10 protein-coding genes and 1 pseudogene are annotated in these 16,124 nt (G+C 64.7%); 7 read left to right on the top strand and 4 right to left on the bottom strand.

The window, feature by feature from the left end; genetic code table 11:
- Positions 1-26: 26 nt before the first annotated feature.
- The 7 genes from AQ611_RS01410 to AQ611_RS01380 all read left to right on the top strand — a co-directional run bounded on the left by AQ611_RS01410 (position 27) and on the right by AQ611_RS01380 (position 11,196).
- Positions 27-1,409 (top strand): sensor histidine kinase, encoded by a 1,383-nt coding sequence (locus tag AQ611_RS01410; protein WP_069233544.1) that lies wholly within the window; start codon positions 27-29, stop codon positions 1,407-1,409.
- A 10-nt stretch (positions 1,410-1,419) separates the two neighbouring features.
- Positions 1,420-2,097, top strand: coding sequence for a response regulator (locus tag AQ611_RS01405; RefSeq protein ID WP_059517121.1), 678 nt, complete (start codon positions 1,420-1,422; stop codon positions 2,095-2,097).
- Positions 2,098-2,299: 202 nt separating this feature from the next.
- Entirely contained in the window at positions 2,300-3,427 is a 1,128-nt protein-coding gene (locus AQ611_RS01400; RefSeq protein WP_069235084.1) for a porin, read from the top strand.
- Positions 3,428-3,600: 173 nt separating this feature from the next.
- Entirely contained in the window at positions 3,601-5,622 is a 2,022-nt protein-coding gene (locus AQ611_RS01395; RefSeq protein ID WP_069235083.1) for a site-specific DNA-methyltransferase, read from the top strand.
- Positions 5,623-5,662: 40 nt separating this feature from the next.
- Complete coding sequence (locus AQ611_RS01390) at positions 5,663-8,698, top strand: type III restriction-modification system endonuclease (protein WP_069233543.1); 3,036 nt, start codon at positions 5,663-5,665, stop codon at positions 8,696-8,698.
- A 271-nt stretch (positions 8,699-8,969) separates the two neighbouring features.
- Positions 8,970-10,070, top strand: coding sequence for a porin (locus AQ611_RS01385; RefSeq protein WP_069233542.1), 1,101 nt, complete (start codon positions 8,970-8,972; stop codon positions 10,068-10,070).
- Positions 10,071-10,239: 169 nt separating this feature from the next.
- Complete coding sequence (locus AQ611_RS01380; protein ID WP_059517921.1) at positions 10,240-11,196, top strand: AraC-like ligand-binding domain-containing protein; 957 nt, start codon at positions 10,240-10,242, stop codon at positions 11,194-11,196.
- A 67-nt stretch (positions 11,197-11,263) separates the two neighbouring features.
- Here AQ611_RS01380 and AQ611_RS01375 read toward each other — a convergent pair whose 3' ends face one another.
- The 4 genes and pseudogenes from AQ611_RS01375 to AQ611_RS01360 all read right to left on the bottom strand — a co-directional run bounded on the left by AQ611_RS01375 (position 11,264) and on the right by AQ611_RS01360 (position 16,116).
- Complete coding sequence (locus tag AQ611_RS01375; RefSeq protein WP_059517125.1) at positions 11,264-12,769, bottom strand: aldehyde dehydrogenase family protein; 1,506 nt, start codon at positions 12,767-12,769, stop codon at positions 11,264-11,266.
- 38 nt (positions 12,770-12,807) lie between these two features.
- On the bottom strand, positions 12,808-13,200 hold the full coding sequence (locus AQ611_RS01370; RefSeq protein WP_059517127.1) for a nuclear transport factor 2 family protein: 393 nt from the start codon (positions 13,198-13,200) through the stop codon (positions 12,808-12,810).
- 118 nt (positions 13,201-13,318) lie between these two features.
- Positions 13,319-14,983 (bottom strand): annotated as a pseudogene (locus AQ611_RS01365) (GMC family oxidoreductase); the annotation flags it as partial.
- 143 nt (positions 14,984-15,126) lie between these two features.
- Positions 15,127-16,116 (bottom strand): fatty acid desaturase family protein, encoded by a 990-nt coding sequence (locus AQ611_RS01360; RefSeq protein WP_069233541.1) that lies wholly within the window; start codon positions 16,114-16,116, stop codon positions 15,127-15,129.
- Between the last annotated feature and the right edge of the window lie 8 nt (positions 16,117-16,124).

The following is a 16,124-nucleotide window of genomic DNA, read 5'->3' as shown; positions in this document are numbered from 1 at the left end:
CGCTCCAGGGTTTGGAGATACCGGGCATGTCGCACAGCCTGCGCGGCCGGCTGCTCTGGTGGCTGCTGCTGCCGCTCGCCGTTTTCGTCTCGATCGCGGGCGCGATGGCTTATGGCACCGCGCGCACGACCGCCGATCTGGTGCAGGACAGCGCGCTCGTCGCGTCGGCGCGCGCGATCGTCGAAGACGTCGAATGGGCGAACGGCGCGCTCGTCGCCGACGTGCCTCCCGTCGCGCTGGAGCTGTTCGAATCGCCGGCGCACGATCATGTGTACTACATGGTCCGAACGGAAGACGGCCGCCTGCTCGCCGGCAATCCCGCGCTCGATTGGCCGGCCGCGCGGCCCGTGCCCGGCGAGCAGCCGGCGCTGTTCGACACGACGTTCGCCGGCGCGCCGATCCGCGCGGTCGCGGCGACGCGCGAGCTGTACAACGAAGGCCGTACGGAAACGGTGACGGTGGTCGTCGGCAAGACACAGGAATCGCGCCGGATGATGCTCGCCGCGATCTGGCGGCCGCAATTGCTGAAGCTCATGGCGATGCTTGCGCTCGCGATGGCGCTTGCCTATCTGGGGCTCACGTTCGAACTGCGGCCGTTGATCAAGCTGAAGAACGACGTCGCGGACCGTGGGCCGATGGAGCTTGAGCCGATTCACTCCGAGCGCTTGCATTTCGAGCTGCGGCCGATCGTCGATGCGATCAATCAATGCATTGCGCGGCTCAATCTGCACGCGGCGACGCAGCGGCGCTTCATCGCCGACGCGGCACACCAGTTGCGCACGCCGATCGCGGTGATCGATACGCAGCTCCAATGCGCGTTGCAGCGCGAGCACGACCCGGCCGCGCTGGTCGGGCTCGTCGCGTCGATGCAGCGCAGCAGCCGCAAGATGGCCGACGTAACCGACAAGCTGCTGTTGCTCGCGCATGCCGAGGCGGCATCGCCCGCGCGGCTCAACGCGCGCGTCGACGTCGCGGCCGTGGTGTCGGGCGTGCTCGAAGAGGCGATCGTGCTCGCCGAGCGGCGGCGCATCGATCTCGGCGCCGCGCTCGACGACGGCAGGCTGTACGTCGCGGGGAGCGAAAGGTTGCTGTCGGCGCTGTTGATGAACCTCGTCGACAACGCGGTGCGCTACACGCACGAAGGCGGCTGCGTGACGGTGAGCGCGCGCCGCGACGGCGAATCGATCGTGCTCGACGTTGCCGACAACGGGCCGGGCATTCCGGCCGAAGCGCGGCCGCACGTGTTCGAGCGTTTCTACCGCGTCGCGCGCGACGAGGGGGGCACGGGCCTGGGGCTCGCGATCGTCGACGAGATCGCGCATTCGCATGGCGGTACGGTCGCGCTTGAATCCGGGCCCGGCAATCGCGGCGTCAGGATGATCGTGCGTCTGCCTGCCTACCGCAATTGAGAAAAATCCAATGAAACTGCTGCTCGTGGAAGACAATGCGGAGCTTGCGCACTGGATCGTCGATCTGCTGCGCGGCGAGGGCTTCGGCGTCGATTCGGCACCGGACGGCGAAAGCGCGGACACGGTATTGAACGCGCAGCGCTACGATGCGCTGCTGCTCGACATGCGATTGCCCGGCATGAGCGGCAAGGAACTGCTCGCACGCCTGCGCCGCCGAGGCGACAACGTGCCCGTGCTGATGCTGACCGCGCATGGCTCGATCGACGACAAGGTCGACTGCTTCAGCGCCGGTGCGGATGATTATGTCGTGAAGCCGTTTGAATCGCGCGAGCTGGTTGCGCGGATCCGCGCACTGATCCGGCGGCAATGCGGCGTTGGCGCGACGCAGCTTGCCTGCGGCGATCTGCTGTACCGCTTCGCGACGCGCGAGTTTCAGTGCAACGGCGCGCCGCTCACGCTGCGCCGTCGCGAGCACGCGATCCTCGAGGCGCTGATGCTGCAGCAAGGCAAGACGGTATCGAAGGCGCGGCTGATGGACAGCATCTACGATCTCGACGACGAACCGAGCGCCGACGCGATCGACATCTACATCCACCGGCTGCGCAAGCACCTGACGGGTTCGCTGGCGCAGATCATCACGCTGCGCGGGCTCGGCTACATTCTTCGGACGAAGGAAGCATCCGCATAACGTCCATCGATCGCATGCGCATCCGCGCATGCGGCTCCTTCCGTGTTTATCCCGAGACAACCGGCTTTCGCGCGAAAGCGGCGCGAAGGATTGCGCCGACTACGATGGCAAGGTCGCGCGATGCGTGTCGTGCGACCAGTGCGGGATCGAATCTGCGCAGTCCAAACGAATCTCGCTCACCCCGATACAGGAGGAGACGATCTTGAAACGACAATACCTGGCAATTTCCGTCGCGGCGGCGGCGTGCGCGACACCGCACGCATATGCGCAGTCGAGCGTCCAGCTTTACGGGCTGATCGATCTCAGCGCGCTGACGTATCAGTCGCACGCGAACGCGAACGGCAACCATATGATCGGCATGGGACTGCACGGCGAGCCCTGGTTCAGTGGCAGCCGCTGGGGCTTGAAGGGCGCGGAGGACATCGGCGGCGGCACGAAGGTGATCTTCCGGCTCGAAAGCGAATACACGGCCGCCGACGGCAACATGGAGGACCCGGGCCAGATTTTCGATCGCGATGCGTGGGTCGGCATCGAAAACGACACGCTCGGCAAGTTCACCGCCGGCTTTCAGAATACGATCGCGCGCGACGCGTCGGCGATCTACGGCGACGCGTATGGTTCGGCGAAGCTGACCACGGAGGAAGGCGGCTGGACCAACGCGAACAACTTCAAGCAAATGATCTTCTACGCGGCCGGTGCGACGGGTACGCGCTACAGCAACGGCCTCGCGTGGAAGAAACTGTTCAGCAACGGCATTTTTGCGAGCGCGGGCTACGCGTTCAGCAATTCGACCAGCTTCGGACTGAATTCGACTTGGCAGGTCGCGCTTGGCTACAACGGTGGGCCGTTCAACGTATCGGGCTTTTTCAGTCACGTGAATCATGACGGCTTCTCGAACAAGTCGTTTTCGGTCGGCGGCAACTACACGTTCGATATTTTCCGCGTGAACGCCGGCTATTTCCGCTATCTCGGCAATCAGGGTGCGCTGGGCCAGCGCCAGGACAACGCGTGGACCGTGTCGTTCAAGCTCGCGCCGAAGGGGCCGCTCGACTACGAGCTGGGCTATCAGCAGATGCGCGTGCACAACGCCGCGTACAACAGCGACGGCGACATCCCGAACGCGAACCTCGGCGCTTTCAGCCTGACGTCAGGCGTCGGCAACGGCTATAAAGAGACGCTGTACGGATCGGTGTTCTATCACCTGTCCAAGCGCACCGAGGTCTATCTCGCGGGCGACTACATGCGGCTGCATGGCGGTTACACCGTCGCGTCGACGTATGGCGCGCGCAATCAGGTCGAACTGACGTCGGGCATCCGCACGCGGTTCTGATTCGCCCCGAAGCATGCGCGGGCGCGCCCGCGCGCCGCGCGTTTCATCTCTCCTGTTTCGTTCGCTCGTTCTCCTGCGAGATAATGCGGCCTTTGGCAGCCCGGCTCGAGCCGGGCTCTTTGTTTGCCGCGCGCCCGCCGCGCCGGCACGAAGACGAGCAATTGATGGGAAGGATGATGCAAAAACTCGATGCGGCGAGCCCGGAGGCGCAATCCGCGGATCTCGTGTCCGCAAACGTCGAGCGGCTGAAGGCGCTGTTTCCGGAAGTGGTCACCGAAGGGCCGGATGGCGCGGCGGTCGATCTCGATGCGCTCGCGGCGCTCGTTGGCGCGCCCGCGCTGACCGACGCGGACGAGAAATTCGGGCTGAACTGGCACGGCAAGCGCCGCGCGCGCCGGCTCGCGCTCACGCCTTCGACGGGCACGCTGCGCCCGAGTCCGCGCGAAAGCGCCGAATGGGCTTCGACGCGCAATCTGATGATCGAGGGCGACAACCTCGAAGTATTGAAGCTGCTGCAAAAGAGCTATGCCGGCAAGGTCAAGCTGATCTATATCGATCCGCCGTACAACACCGGCAAGGACTTCGTCTACTCGGATCATTTCGCCGACAGCCTGCGCCACTATCTCGAATTGACCGGACAGACGACGGGCGGCGCGAAGATCAGCAGCAACACCGAGGCGAACGGCCGTTTCCATACCGACTGGCTGAACATGATCTACCCGCGCCTGAAGCTTGCGCGCGATCTGCTGGCGGAAGACGGCGCGATCGTCGTGCATATCGACGAGCATGAGCTGCACGCGCTCGTGCTCGTGATGCGCGAGATTTTTGGCGAGGAGAACGAACTGGGCGTTGCGGTGTGGGACAAACGCAATCCGAAGGGCGATGCGCGCGGAATCGCGTACCAGCACGAATCGATCGTGCTGTTCGCGCGCAACGCGCAGTTGCTGTTCGCCCGCTCGCCGCTCAAACGGCCCAAACGCAACGCGCAGCGCATGCTCGACGCGGCGGCGAGCGCGGTGGCGAGCGCGGCGAGCCGGGACGACGCGAACGCGGCGTACCGGAGCTGGGTGAGGTCGCAGACGACATTGTCCGGCGGCGAGGCGATGTATGACCGTATTTCGGCGGACGGCCGCGTGTACCGGCTCGTGTCGATGGCGTGGCCAAACAAGAAGAAAGCTCCCGACGAATACTTCGTGCCGCTCGTGCATCCGGTCACGGGCAAGCCGTGCGCGGTGCCCGAACGTGGCTGGCGCAATCCGCCGGCGACGATGCAGATGCTGCTCGACAAAGGGCTCATCGAATTCGGTGCCGACGAAACCACGCAGCCGCAGCGGATTTATTTTCTCGACGAGAACATGCACGAGAACGTGCCGTCGATCCTGCCGTTCGGCGGCTCGGACGACATGTTGCTCAAATCGCTTGGGATTCCGTTCGATTTGCCCAAGCCGGTCGAATTCGCCGCGTCGATCATCGACTGGTTCGCGCAGCGCGACGATCTGATCGTCGACTTCTTCGGCGGCTCCGGCACGACGGCGCATGCGGTGATGGCGCTCAACGCGGCCGACGGCGGCCAGCGCCGCTATCTGCTCGTGCAGTTGCCGGAGCCGCTCGATGCCGGCAACAAAGATCAAAAGGCCGCGGCCGATTTTTGCGCGGCGCTTGGCGTGCCGCTGAATCTTGCCGAGTTGACCAAGGAGCGGATACGGCGCGCGGCAAAGCTGATCGCGGCCGAATATCCGGGCAGGCGCGCCGATCTCGGCTTTCGCGTGTTCAAGCTGGATTCGACGAACGTCGCCGAATGGGACCCGTACAGCGACGACGTGCAGCAATCGCTGCTCGCGGCGGTCGAGCATGTGAAGCCGAACCGCTCCGATGAAGATTTGCTGGCCGAACTGATGCTGAAACTCGGCCTGGACCTGTGCGCGCGCATCGACACGCAGACGATCGCCGGCAAGACGGTTCACCTGATCGACGATGCGATCGTCGCGTGCTTCGATGCGCCGATTTCCCGCGCGGATACCGACGCGCTCGGCGAAGGCATCGGCGAGCTGATCGGCGCGATGGACGCGGGCCCGCTGTTTGCCCGCGACGTGACTTGCGTGTTTCGCGACAGCAGCTTCGTCGACGATGTCGCGAAGGTGAACTTGTCGGCAATTCTCGAACAGCATGGCGTGAAACGCATCCGGAGCCTCTGATGCAGGCACGCGGCCACGACGCACAACACGAAGGTTGATTATGCAGTTGCATTTCGAGTCGGATCTCGACTATCAGCTCGAAGCGGTCGAAGCGGTATGCGGCCTGTTTCGCGGCCAGCAAGTGTGCGATGCGGCGTTCAGCGTGACGGCGGCGCCGCGCGCGCCGCGGCGCGCGACGCCGCAAATGTCGCTCGGGATGACCGAGTCGGCGCTCGGTGTCGGCAATCGTCTGATGCTCGATGCGCGCGCGCTTGCCGAAAATCTCGCGCACGTGCAGGCGCGCAACGGTTTGCCGCCGTCCGGCACGCCGCGCTCGAACGATTTCACCGTCGAAATGGAGACGGGCACGGGCAAGACCTATGTTTACTTGCGCACGATCTTCGAACTGCACCGGCGCTACGATTTCACGAAATTCGTGATCGTCGTGCCGTCGGTGGCGATCAAGGAGGGCGTGCACAAAACGCTGGAGATGACCGAGCGGCATTTCAGCGGCTTGTATGCCGGCGTGCCGTTTGACTATTTCGTCTACGATTCGACGAGGCTCGGTGATGTGCGCGGCTTCGCATCGAAGTCGACGGTGCAGATCATGATCGTCACGGTTGCCGCGATCAACAAGAAGGACGTCAACGTACTTTATAAGGAAAGCGAAAAGACCGGCGGAGAAAAGCCGATCGACCTGATTCGCGCGACGCGGCCGATCGTGATCGTCGATGAGCCGCAAAGCGTCGACGGCGGCCTGGAGGGGCGCGGCAAGGAAGCGCTGGATGCGATGCAGCCGCTTTGCACGCTGCGCTATTCGGCCACGCACGCCGACAAGTATCAGATGGTGTACCGGCTCGATGCGATCGACGCTTACGAGCGCCGGCTGGTCAAGCAGATCGAGATCGCGTCGGCGAGCGTGGAGGATGCGCACAACAAGCCGTTCGTGCGCGTGCTGTCGATCAGCAACCGGCGCGGTGCGATCACCGCGCGCGCCGAACTCGATGTGGCCACGCCCGATGGCGGCGTGCGCAGGCAGACGCTCACCCTCGTCGACGGCGACGATCTCGAACGGGTCGCGAAGCGCGCGGTCTACGCGAATTTCAGGATCGGCGAGATTCACGCGGCAAGAGGCGCCGAATATCTGGAGCTGCGCTATCCGGGCGGCACGGCGTTTTTGTCGGTCGGTGACGCGTATGGCGACGTCCAGGCGCTGGCGATCCAGCGCGAGATGATCCGCCGCACGATTCGCGAGCACCTCGACAAGGAGCTGCGCTTGAAGCCGCTCGGCGTGAAAGTGCTGTCGCTGTTCTTTGTCGACTCGGTGGCCAACTATCGCAAGTACGACGCGAACGGCCAGCCGGAGAAGGGTGATTACGCACTGATTTTCGAGGACGAGTATCGTCGCGCGGCACACATGCCCGCGTATCGCTCGCTGTTCGACGGCATCGATCCCGCCAGCGCCGCCGAAGCCGTGCACGACGGCTATTTCTCGATCGACAAAAAGGGCGGCTGGACCGATACCAACGACAAGACCGCCAGCAGCCGCGAGAACGCCGAGCGCGCATACGGCCTCATCATGAAGGACAAGGAGCGGCTGCTGTCATTCGATACGCCGCTGAAGTTCATCTTCTCGCATTCGGCGCTCAAAGAGGGCTGGGACAATCCGAACGTCTTCCAGATCTGCACGCTGCGCGACATCCACAGCGAGCGCGAACGGCGGCAGACGATCGGGCGCGGGTTGCGTCTGGCCGTCAATCAGCGCGGCGAGCGGGTGCGCGGCTTTGGCATCAATACGCTGACGGTGATCGCGGGCGAAAGCTATGAGCAGTTTGCCGAGCATTTGCAAAAGGAAATCGAGGCCGATACTGGCATTCGTTTCGGTATCGTCGACGTGAATCAGTTCGCCGCGCTGCCCGTGGTGGCCGAGGACGGCAGCGTGCAGCCGCTCGGCAGCGAGCGCTCGAACGCGCTGTGGACGTATCTGGCGGGCGCGGGCTATCTCGATGCGCGCGGCAGGGTGCAGGATACGTTGCGGGCCGCGCTCAAGCTGCGCGCACTGCCGCTGCCGGACGCATTCGACGCGCAGCGCACGCTCATCGTCGATATGCTGCGCAAGCTCGCGGGCCGGCTCGACGTGCGCAACGCCGACGAGCGCCGCGATATCGCGTTGCGTCGCGATCAAAACGGCAAGGCCGTTTATCTTAGCGACGCGTTTCGCGCACTGTGGGCGCGGATTCAATACCGGACGGCCTACCGCGTGAATTTCGACAACGCGCGCCTGATCGAGCGTTGCGTCGCCGCGCTGCGGGCCGCGCCCGCCGTCGCACGTGCCCGGCTGCAATGGCGTAAGGCCGATATTGCGATCGAGGCGGCGGGCATCGAGGCAATCGAGACGGAGAATGCGGGCGCAATCTTGATCGACGAAGGCGACATCGCTCTGCCGGATTTGCTGACGGAGCTGCAGGACCGCACGCAGCTTACGCGGCGCACGATTGCGACGGTGTTGATCGAAAGCGGCCGGCTCGACGAATTTCCGCGCAATCCGCAGCGCTTCATCGAACTCGTCGCCGATACGCTGGAGCGCTGCAAGCGCGATGCGCTCGTCGACGGTATCGAATACAAATTGCTCGGCGAGCGGCACGTGCATGCGCTGTCACTGTTCGAGGACGAGCCGTTGACCGGTTATCTGAAGGACCTGCGATGCGAGGCGGCGAAATCGATCCACGCCGACGTGCGATGCGATTCGGCAGCCGAGTTCGCATTCGTCGACGCGCTCGAGCGCGACGCCGCAGTCGAGCTGTATGCGAAACTGCCCGGCTGGTTCAAGATCCCGACGCCGCTTGGCAACTATCACCCGGATTGGGCGGTGGTGACGGCCGGCGGCGACGGCGAGGCATCGCGGCTCTATTTCGTGGTGGACACGAAGGGCGGCCTTGCCGACGGCGATTTGCATACGAACGAGCGTCGCAAGATCCAGTGCGCCGCGGTGCATTTCCGGGCGCTGGAGCAGGCCGGCAATCCGGTGCGCTACCTGCGGGCGCGCACCGTGGACGATCTTTGGTCCGCGACGACGGATGAGCGCGACGTTTCATAAGCATTTGCGCCGTTTCATTCGCACGTTGCCGTTTTAGCCGCGCGCTTGCGCGCGGCGCTGGTGCGGCTTTTGCCGCAGCGTGCGATATCACGCCCGTTTTCTTCGATTCGTTCCCCAGAGCATAGAGCAGACGATTGAGTGCATCGTCGGGCTAGTTTTTGTGCGCGTTCGGAAAAGATGCGCGCCGCCTGCTGCCACACACTCGTCGCGAGCTATCGGCACCGCCGCGTCCGGCGCGAGGCCCATAACAATATTTCTGGTGGAGACGGCGATGAAAAAGTATGCAATGACGGCGGCCAGCCTGGCCGTCATGACGAGCGCGCACGCATCCGACGGCGGCGTGACGCTGTCCGGCCTCGTCGATGCGGGCGTGTCCTTTATATCGAACAAGGCCGGCAAGCGCAGCCTGTATTTCGACGACGGCATCGCGGTGCCGAATCTATGGAGCTTGAAGGGAACCGAGGCGCTCGGCGGCGACGTGACGGCGATCTTCGAGTTGACGTCGCAATACATGCTCGGCAACGGTGCGGCGTTGCCCACGGCCGGTTCGATGTTTTCGCGCACTGCGTTCGTGGGTTTGAAGAGCACGCGGCTCGGCAGCGTCACGTTCGGTCAGCAATACGATTTCATGATCGATACGCTGACCTTCGGCTCGTTCGACGGCGCGTTCCGCTACGGCGGCCTCTACAATTTCCGCCAAGGGCCGTTCGCCAAGCTTGGGATTCCTGACAACCCGACCGGTTCGTTCGACTTCGACCGGCTGGCAGGCTCGGTCCGCGTACCGAACGCCGTCAAGTACACGAGCGCGAACCTCGGCGGCCTCGTGTTCGGCGCGCTGTACGGGTTCGGCAACCAGGCGGGTGGCGGATTGTCGGCGAACAGCACGGTAAGCGCGGGCATCCGGTACGAGGCGGGAGCGGTATCGCTCGGCGCGGCTTATGTCGAGGTGAAATATCCCCAAATGAACAATGGACATGACGGCCTGCGCAACTGGGGGCTCGGCGCGCGCTACACGATGTCGTCGCTCGATCTGAACCTGCTCTATACGAATACGCGCAACACGTTGACGGGCGCAGCGATCGACGCGATCCAGGCCGGCGCGAGCTATGTCGCCGCGCCATGGACGATCGGCGCGAATTATGAGTATATGAAAGGCAACGCGCAGCTCGAGCGCAACTATGCCCACCAAGTCACGACGGCTGTCCAGTATGCGTTGTCCAAGCGCACGTCTGCCTATGTCGAAGGCGTTTATCAGTATGCGGGCGGCGGTGCTGGCGCGTATGCGTGGATCAATGGCGTGATGGGGCCGGATGCGCAATCGAGCACGCGCTCGCAATTTCTCGCGCGCATCGGCATGTTGACGCGCTTTTAAGCCGGCCAGACGAGGCCGCAAACCGGTGCGCAATCGAGCGCAATGAGCCGGTGCCGTATTCCGGAGTAAACCGGATGCTGCCGCTCGCATATATTTAATATGCTAACTATATTCGGGAAGGCGCAGGCGCCGGTTGCCGCATGGCTGCACGCGTTCCCGCAAGGAGCGCATAGTGAATGGCAGATTCTTCACGACGTCGGGTGAGGTGCCCGCGTCGCGTGGTCCGGCTTGGGGACGGGTCGTCACGCATTATTTCGGCGGACTCGATGCATGTTGCGACGACGACGTGTTCGACGCGCAGCTGCGCCAATACGAAGTCGGCTCGATGCGCGTGTTCCAGATTTCCGCGCCCGCGCACCGGATCGTGCGTCCCGTTGGGGCGTTGCACGATCATGGTTCGGACTACTTCAAGCTGTTGTTGCAATTGAGCGGTGTCAGCGAGATCGAGCAGCACGGCAAGCTCGTCCGGCTGTGCGAAGGCGATTGGAGCCTGTACGATCCGCGCATGCCGTATTGTCTGTCGAATCTTACGCACGTCGAGCAACTCGTGATTCAGATTCCGCGCAAGCAGTTGAGCGGTGTCGCGCCCACCGGCCTGCACACGTCCAACGTGCACGAGTTCGAGTTGAAAGGGCTGTTTTCGCTGCTGTCGTCGTTTCTCGTGTCGCTGTCCGAGCAATTGCCCGCGCTGCCGGGGACGACAGGCATTGCGTTATCCGAAACGATTCTGGGGCTTCTCGTCTCGGCGCTCGCCGCGCAGCGCGACGCGCGCGGCGCACACGTGACGCTGCCTGCCGTGCTGCGCATGCGCGTCAAGCAATACATCCACGGGCACCTTGCCGACGCCGATTTGTCGATCGAGCGGATCGCACGCGAGTTGCGCTGCTCGAAGCGATATCTGCACCGGATCTTCGAGGAAGAGGGTGTGACGATCGACCGTTATATCTGGTCGAGCCGGCTCGAACGCTGCCGGGAAATGCTGGCCGCCGCACGCACGGCGAAGCCGGCGATCCTGGAGATCGCGCTTAGCTGGGGCTTCAGCAGCGGCGCGCATTTCTGCCGCAGTTTCAAGCAGCGTTACGGGATGACGCCGCGCGAATTCGTGCGGCAGCGTGCGCTGGCCTGACGGGCTTCGACGGCCGCGCGGCGGCGCCAGGCCGGTGCCGCCGCGGTTGCGTTGCCTCGAGGCGCGATCAATGCGCGATGCACACCGATTTCAATTCGGTGAACTGTTCGAGCGCCGCGCGGCCGAGTTCGCGGCCGTAGCCCGATTGCTTGAAGCCGCCGAACGGCAGGTTGCTGTCGAGCATGTTGTGCGCGTTGACCCATACGATGCCTGCCTTCAGGCGCGGCACGATACGATGCACGAGTGACAGGTTTTGCGACCACACGCTCGCCGCGAGCCCGAAATCGGTGTCGTTTGCGAGCCGCAGCGCTTCGTCGACCGTATCGAACGGCGTGACGGTCACCACCGGGCCGAATACTTCTTCGCGCACGATCCGCATCGACGGCGTTGCATTGACGAACACCGTCGGCTTGACGAAATAGCCGCTGTCGAGCGCGCGCGTGCCGCCCGTGACGAGCGTTGCGCCTTCTTCGCGGGCCGCGTCGACGTGAGCGAGCACGCGCTCGAAGTGCGGTTTCGATACGAGCGCGCCGATCTGCACGTCCGGATCGAACCCCGAGCCGATCTTCATCGATTCGGCTGCCGCCGCGATGCCGCTGACCACGCGCTCGTAGAGCCGTTTCTGCACGTAGACGCGCGAGCCGGCCGTGCAGACCTGCCCCTGGTTGAAGAAGATGCCTTGTGCGGCGCCGCGCGCGGCGGCGTCGGGGTCCGCGTCGTCAAGAACGATCAGCGGGGATTTGCCGCCCAGCTCCAGCGTAAAGCGCGCGAGCCGGTCGAGCGCCGCGTGGCCGATGGTCTTGCCGGCGCCGACCGATCCCGTGAACGTGATCTTGTCGACGCCGGGATGCGCAACGAGCGCGGCGCCCGCCTCCGCGCCCGTGCCCGTCACGACGTTCAGCACGCCCGCCGGCAGCCCGGCCTGCTGCGCAAGTTCGGCGGCGTACAGCGCGGTGAGCGGCGTTTCCTCCGACGGTTTGAGCACGACCGTACAGCCGCACGCCAGCGCCGTCGCCACTTTCCACAGGGCGATGGCGAGCGGAAAATTCCACGGCACGATTGCGCCGACGACGCCGAGCGCTTCGCGCCGCGTGTACGCGAAATACTCGGTGCCGGCCGGCACCGCGATCGACGTGTCGAGGGTCGAGCCTTCGATCTTCGTTGCCCAGCCCGCCATGTAGCGAACGAATTCGGCGCCGCCTTGCACGTCGATCGCGCGCGCGATGCCGACGAGCTTGCCGGTTTCGAGCGTTTCGATTGCAGCGAGTTCGTCAGCATGGCGCTCGATCAGCTCAGCGAATCGATATAGCAGCTTTTCGCGGTCCGCAGGACGCATCCGCGGCCAGTCGCCCGAATCGAATGCGCGCCGCGCGGCGGCAACGGCCGCATCGACGTCGCGCGCATCGCTTGCGGCAGCCTGTGCGATCGTCTTCTCGGTTGCGGGATCGACGACGCTCAGATAGCGGCCCGAGCGCGGCTCGCAGATGCGGCCGTCGATCCAGTTGCCGAACGTGCGGCGTGCGAGAAATTCCGATCGACGTTGATATTGGGTGGAAAGGTCGGACAGATTCATGAAAGCCTCATGTCGAATCGAACGGCGCGGCGGCGCGCTCAGCGCTGCATCGCCTGCGCGACGAGCAGCGTGTCGGTGAATTGCTCGAAGCCCACGATCTGTCCGGCCTCGACGCGCCACACGTGCGCCACGCGGCATTCGAACGATTTGCCGGTCTGCTTGTAGGTGCCCGAATAACGGCCGATGCCGATCACGGTGTCGCCGGCGTCGTGAAGCGCGTCGAGCTTGAACGTGTAGTTATCCCAATCGTTGCCGAGACGCTCGAACACGTTGCGCACGATTTCTTCCTTGCTGTGGTAAGTGCCCGCGCAAGGGAAGCCGGCCATCTCGGTCCATGCGATCGTTGGCGCGATGTCGGCCATCATGGCGGCGGGGTCGCGCCGGTCGGACGCAGCGTAGTGGTCGGCGACGATTTGATAGGGGGTACGCATGCGGGATTCCTCAAATGGGTTGTGCATCGTCCGGACGGACGGTCTGCGATAAGCCGTGGGATGGCGCGCGGGACAGGGCGCGAAGCAGCGAATCGGCCGGCTGGTTCGCGATCGGGGCGCTGTGCGCCTCGCTTGGCGGGAGGCTTGCCGAACGGCCCGCGCTCGCGGATGCCGTTGCATCGGCGGGCGAAAGCATGAATTGCGCGCAGCGCTCGGCGATCATGATGGTCGGCGCGTTCGTGTTGCCGGACACCAGCGTCGGCATGACCGACGCGTCGCAAATCCGCAGCCCGCGCACGCCGCGCACGCGCAGTTGCGGATCGACGACCGACTCGGAATCGCCACCCATGCGGCATGTGCCGGACGGGTGATAGACGGTTTTCGCGTGCGAGCGGACATAGGCGTCGAGATCGAAGCGGCCGCCATCGCTCGGCAGCATCTCGCCCGCGATCACTTTCGTCATCGACGGCATGCGCAGGATGTCCCGCGCCATCTCGAAGCCGCGCACCAGCGTCGAATAATCGTCCGGATGACTGAGGAAATTGCCGTCGAACAGGATGGGCGCATGCGGATCGGCGCTGCGCAGCCGCACGGTGCCGCGCGACTTGGGCCGCAGAAAGCACGGATTGATCGAGATGCCATGCCCGGCGAGCGGCTCGCGCCCCACATCGCCGACAAGCACCGGCAACACGTGAAATTGCACGTCGGGGCGCCCGCAGCCCGCCGTATCGGCGAATCCGCCGCTTTCGACGACATTCGACGTCAGCAAGCCGGTATGGAACAACGTGTACTGAAGGCCGTGGCGCACTGCGTTGAGTCCGCGGTCCTGACCGGCGAGGCTGACGGGCTCGCGCGTGCGGCCGTACAGCGACAATTCGAGATGGTCCTGGAAATTGAGCCCGACCTGCGGGGCGTCGTGTACGACCGCAATGCCATGCTGCCGCAACTGGCTGGCCGGGCCGACGCCGGAGAGCATCAGAAGCTTCGGGCTCGCGAGCGCGCCCGCGCTGAGCACGATTTCCGCGCGCGCGCGGGCGAGCCGCTTTTCGCCATCGCGCGCGACGTAGCGCACGCCTACCGCCGCGCCGTTGTCGAATACGATTTGCGTGACGAACGCGTCGGTTTCGATCGTCAAGCGCGGGTTGTGCTTGACGGCGGCAAGGTACGTTGCCGCGGTGCTGCCGCGCCGGCCGTCGAAGGTGGTCGTCTGATAAAAGCCCACGCCCGCCTGTGACGCGCCGTTGAAATCGTCGTTGTAGGGCAGTCCGAATTCCTGCGCGCCCTTGACGAATGCGAGGCTGAGCGGATGGCGAAAGCGCGTGTCGCTGACGTGCAGCGGGCCGTCGACGCCGTGCAGCGGCCCCGCGAGCCGTTGGTTGCGCTCGGCGCGGCGAAAGAACGGCAGCACGTCGTCCCAGCCCCAGCCGTCGCAGCCGGCGTCGCGCCACGCGTCGTAATCGGCGGGCGTGCCGCGAATGTAGACCATCGCGTTGACCGAACTGCCGCCGCCCAGCGTGCGGCCCTGCGGCACGTACATTCGGCGGCCGGCCGCGTGCTGCTGCGGCTCGGTTTCGTAGATCCAGGTTCGTTTCGTGCCAATCACGCGCACGAAGGTGGCGGGCGTCTGGACGAAGAACGAATTGTCGGGCGGGCCGGCCTCGAGCAGCAGGACGCGGTGCCCGGCATGGACGAGCCGGTGCGTGACGACGCAACCGGCCGACCCGCCGCCGATCACGATGTAATCGAATTCGGCCGCCTGGCCGTTGCGATTTTCCTCGGACATATCTCGGTTGCTCGAATGAGAGGTCAGGATTTCACTATGACGGAAATTGTCCGACGCGGAACAGAAAGTGCGCTGTGGATCAATTCAAACTGCGTCGACGGGCGGGGAATCGGGCGAGGGCGGCGCGCCGGACGGGCCGCGCGTCAAACCGGCGCGGTCTTCGTGCTGACCGTCTTCAATACTTGCCAGTACGACGGCGGCGCAGCGGCGCGGCCGCGTTCGCGCAGCAGCCGATGCATGCGCGCGAGCCGAAAATATGGGACAGATGCCATCAAGTGATGCTCGGCATGGTAATTCACGTGCAGCGGCGCGACCGTCAGACGTGCGAGCCAGCCGGCGCGGGTCGTGCGGGTGTTGCGTAGCGGATCGTCGCAGGTTTCGACACACGCATGCTCGGCCATCGAGCGGATCCGGATAAAAAGCGGAAACGGCGTCAGATACGACAGCACCCACACGCCGTACAGCCACGGATGAGCGCACGCCCACAGCACGCCGAACAGGATGCCGTTGGTCGCGAGCATGCCGGCCGCGTTCGTGATGAACGCGAGCGGATAATCCCGCACGCGCCGGCCCGCTTGCGGCAGGCGTTCGATGTCGTTCGTCAGCGACCACTTGAGCACGCCCGCGTCCATCAGCACGCGCCCGGCTACGAACTTGACGCCCGAGACGCCGGAGATATCGCGCAAAAACTTGCGCGCGAGCGACGCGCGCGTCGTCGGCAGGCCGGCGATCAACGACAGGTCCGGATCGGCGCGCGACGATGTGGCCGCGTGATGCATCAGGTGGTAAGGACGGTATTTGCGCAGTTCGTTCCACACCGGGCGCGCGCATAGCCAATCGGCGAGCACGTCGTTGGCCCAGCGCGTGCCGAACAGCGTGCCGTGTGCTGCGTCATGTTGCAGGATGCCCAGGCAAAGCTGGCGTCCGGCGATGACGGTCATGCCGGCCGCCAGTGCGAGCGCGAAGCCCCACGGCGCAAAATGCGCGCGCGCATAGGCGAGGCCCGCGAAAGCGAGCGCGATCACGCCCCACGTCGAGCCGACGGCCCATGCGCCGCGCCAATCCGAGCGGGCGGTCAGCGAGCGGATCTCCTCGTGGCTGAAGACTTCGCGGGCACGGGTTTTGTCTGTCATTTCAGCGG

It is taken from the genome of Burkholderia singularis (assembly GCF_001718875.1).
Lineage (GTDB): Bacteria > Pseudomonadota > Gammaproteobacteria > Burkholderiales > Burkholderiaceae > Burkholderia > Burkholderia singularis.
This window is presented reverse-complemented; position numbering and strand designations above follow the sequence as displayed.

Excerpts from the sequence above, each read along its gene's own strand:
- AQ611_RS01410 (WP_069233544.1), top strand. The coding sequence starts at position 27 with ATGTCGCACAGCCTGCGCGGCCGGCTGCTCTGGTGGCTGCTGCTGCCG.
- AQ611_RS01405 (WP_059517121.1), top strand. The coding sequence starts at position 1,420 with ATGAAACTGCTGCTCGTGGAAGACAATGCGGAGCTTGCGCACTGGATC.
- AQ611_RS01395 (WP_069235083.1), top strand. The coding sequence starts at position 3,601 with ATGATGCAAAAACTCGATGCGGCGAGCCCGGAGGCGCAATCCGCGGAT.
- AQ611_RS01390 (WP_069233543.1), top strand. The coding sequence starts at position 5,663 with ATGCAGTTGCATTTCGAGTCGGATCTCGACTATCAGCTCGAAGCGGTC.
- AQ611_RS01385 (WP_069233542.1), top strand. The coding sequence starts at position 8,970 with ATGAAAAAGTATGCAATGACGGCGGCCAGCCTGGCCGTCATGACGAGC.
- AQ611_RS01375 (WP_059517125.1), bottom strand. The coding sequence starts at position 12,769 with ATGAATCTGTCCGACCTTTCCACCCAATATCAACGTCGATCGGAATTT.
- AQ611_RS01370 (WP_059517127.1), bottom strand. The coding sequence starts at position 13,200 with ATGCGTACCCCCTATCAAATCGTCGCCGACCACTACGCTGCGTCCGAC.
- AQ611_RS01360 (WP_069233541.1), bottom strand. The coding sequence starts at position 16,116 with ATGACAGACAAAACCCGTGCCCGCGAAGTCTTCAGCCACGAGGAGATC.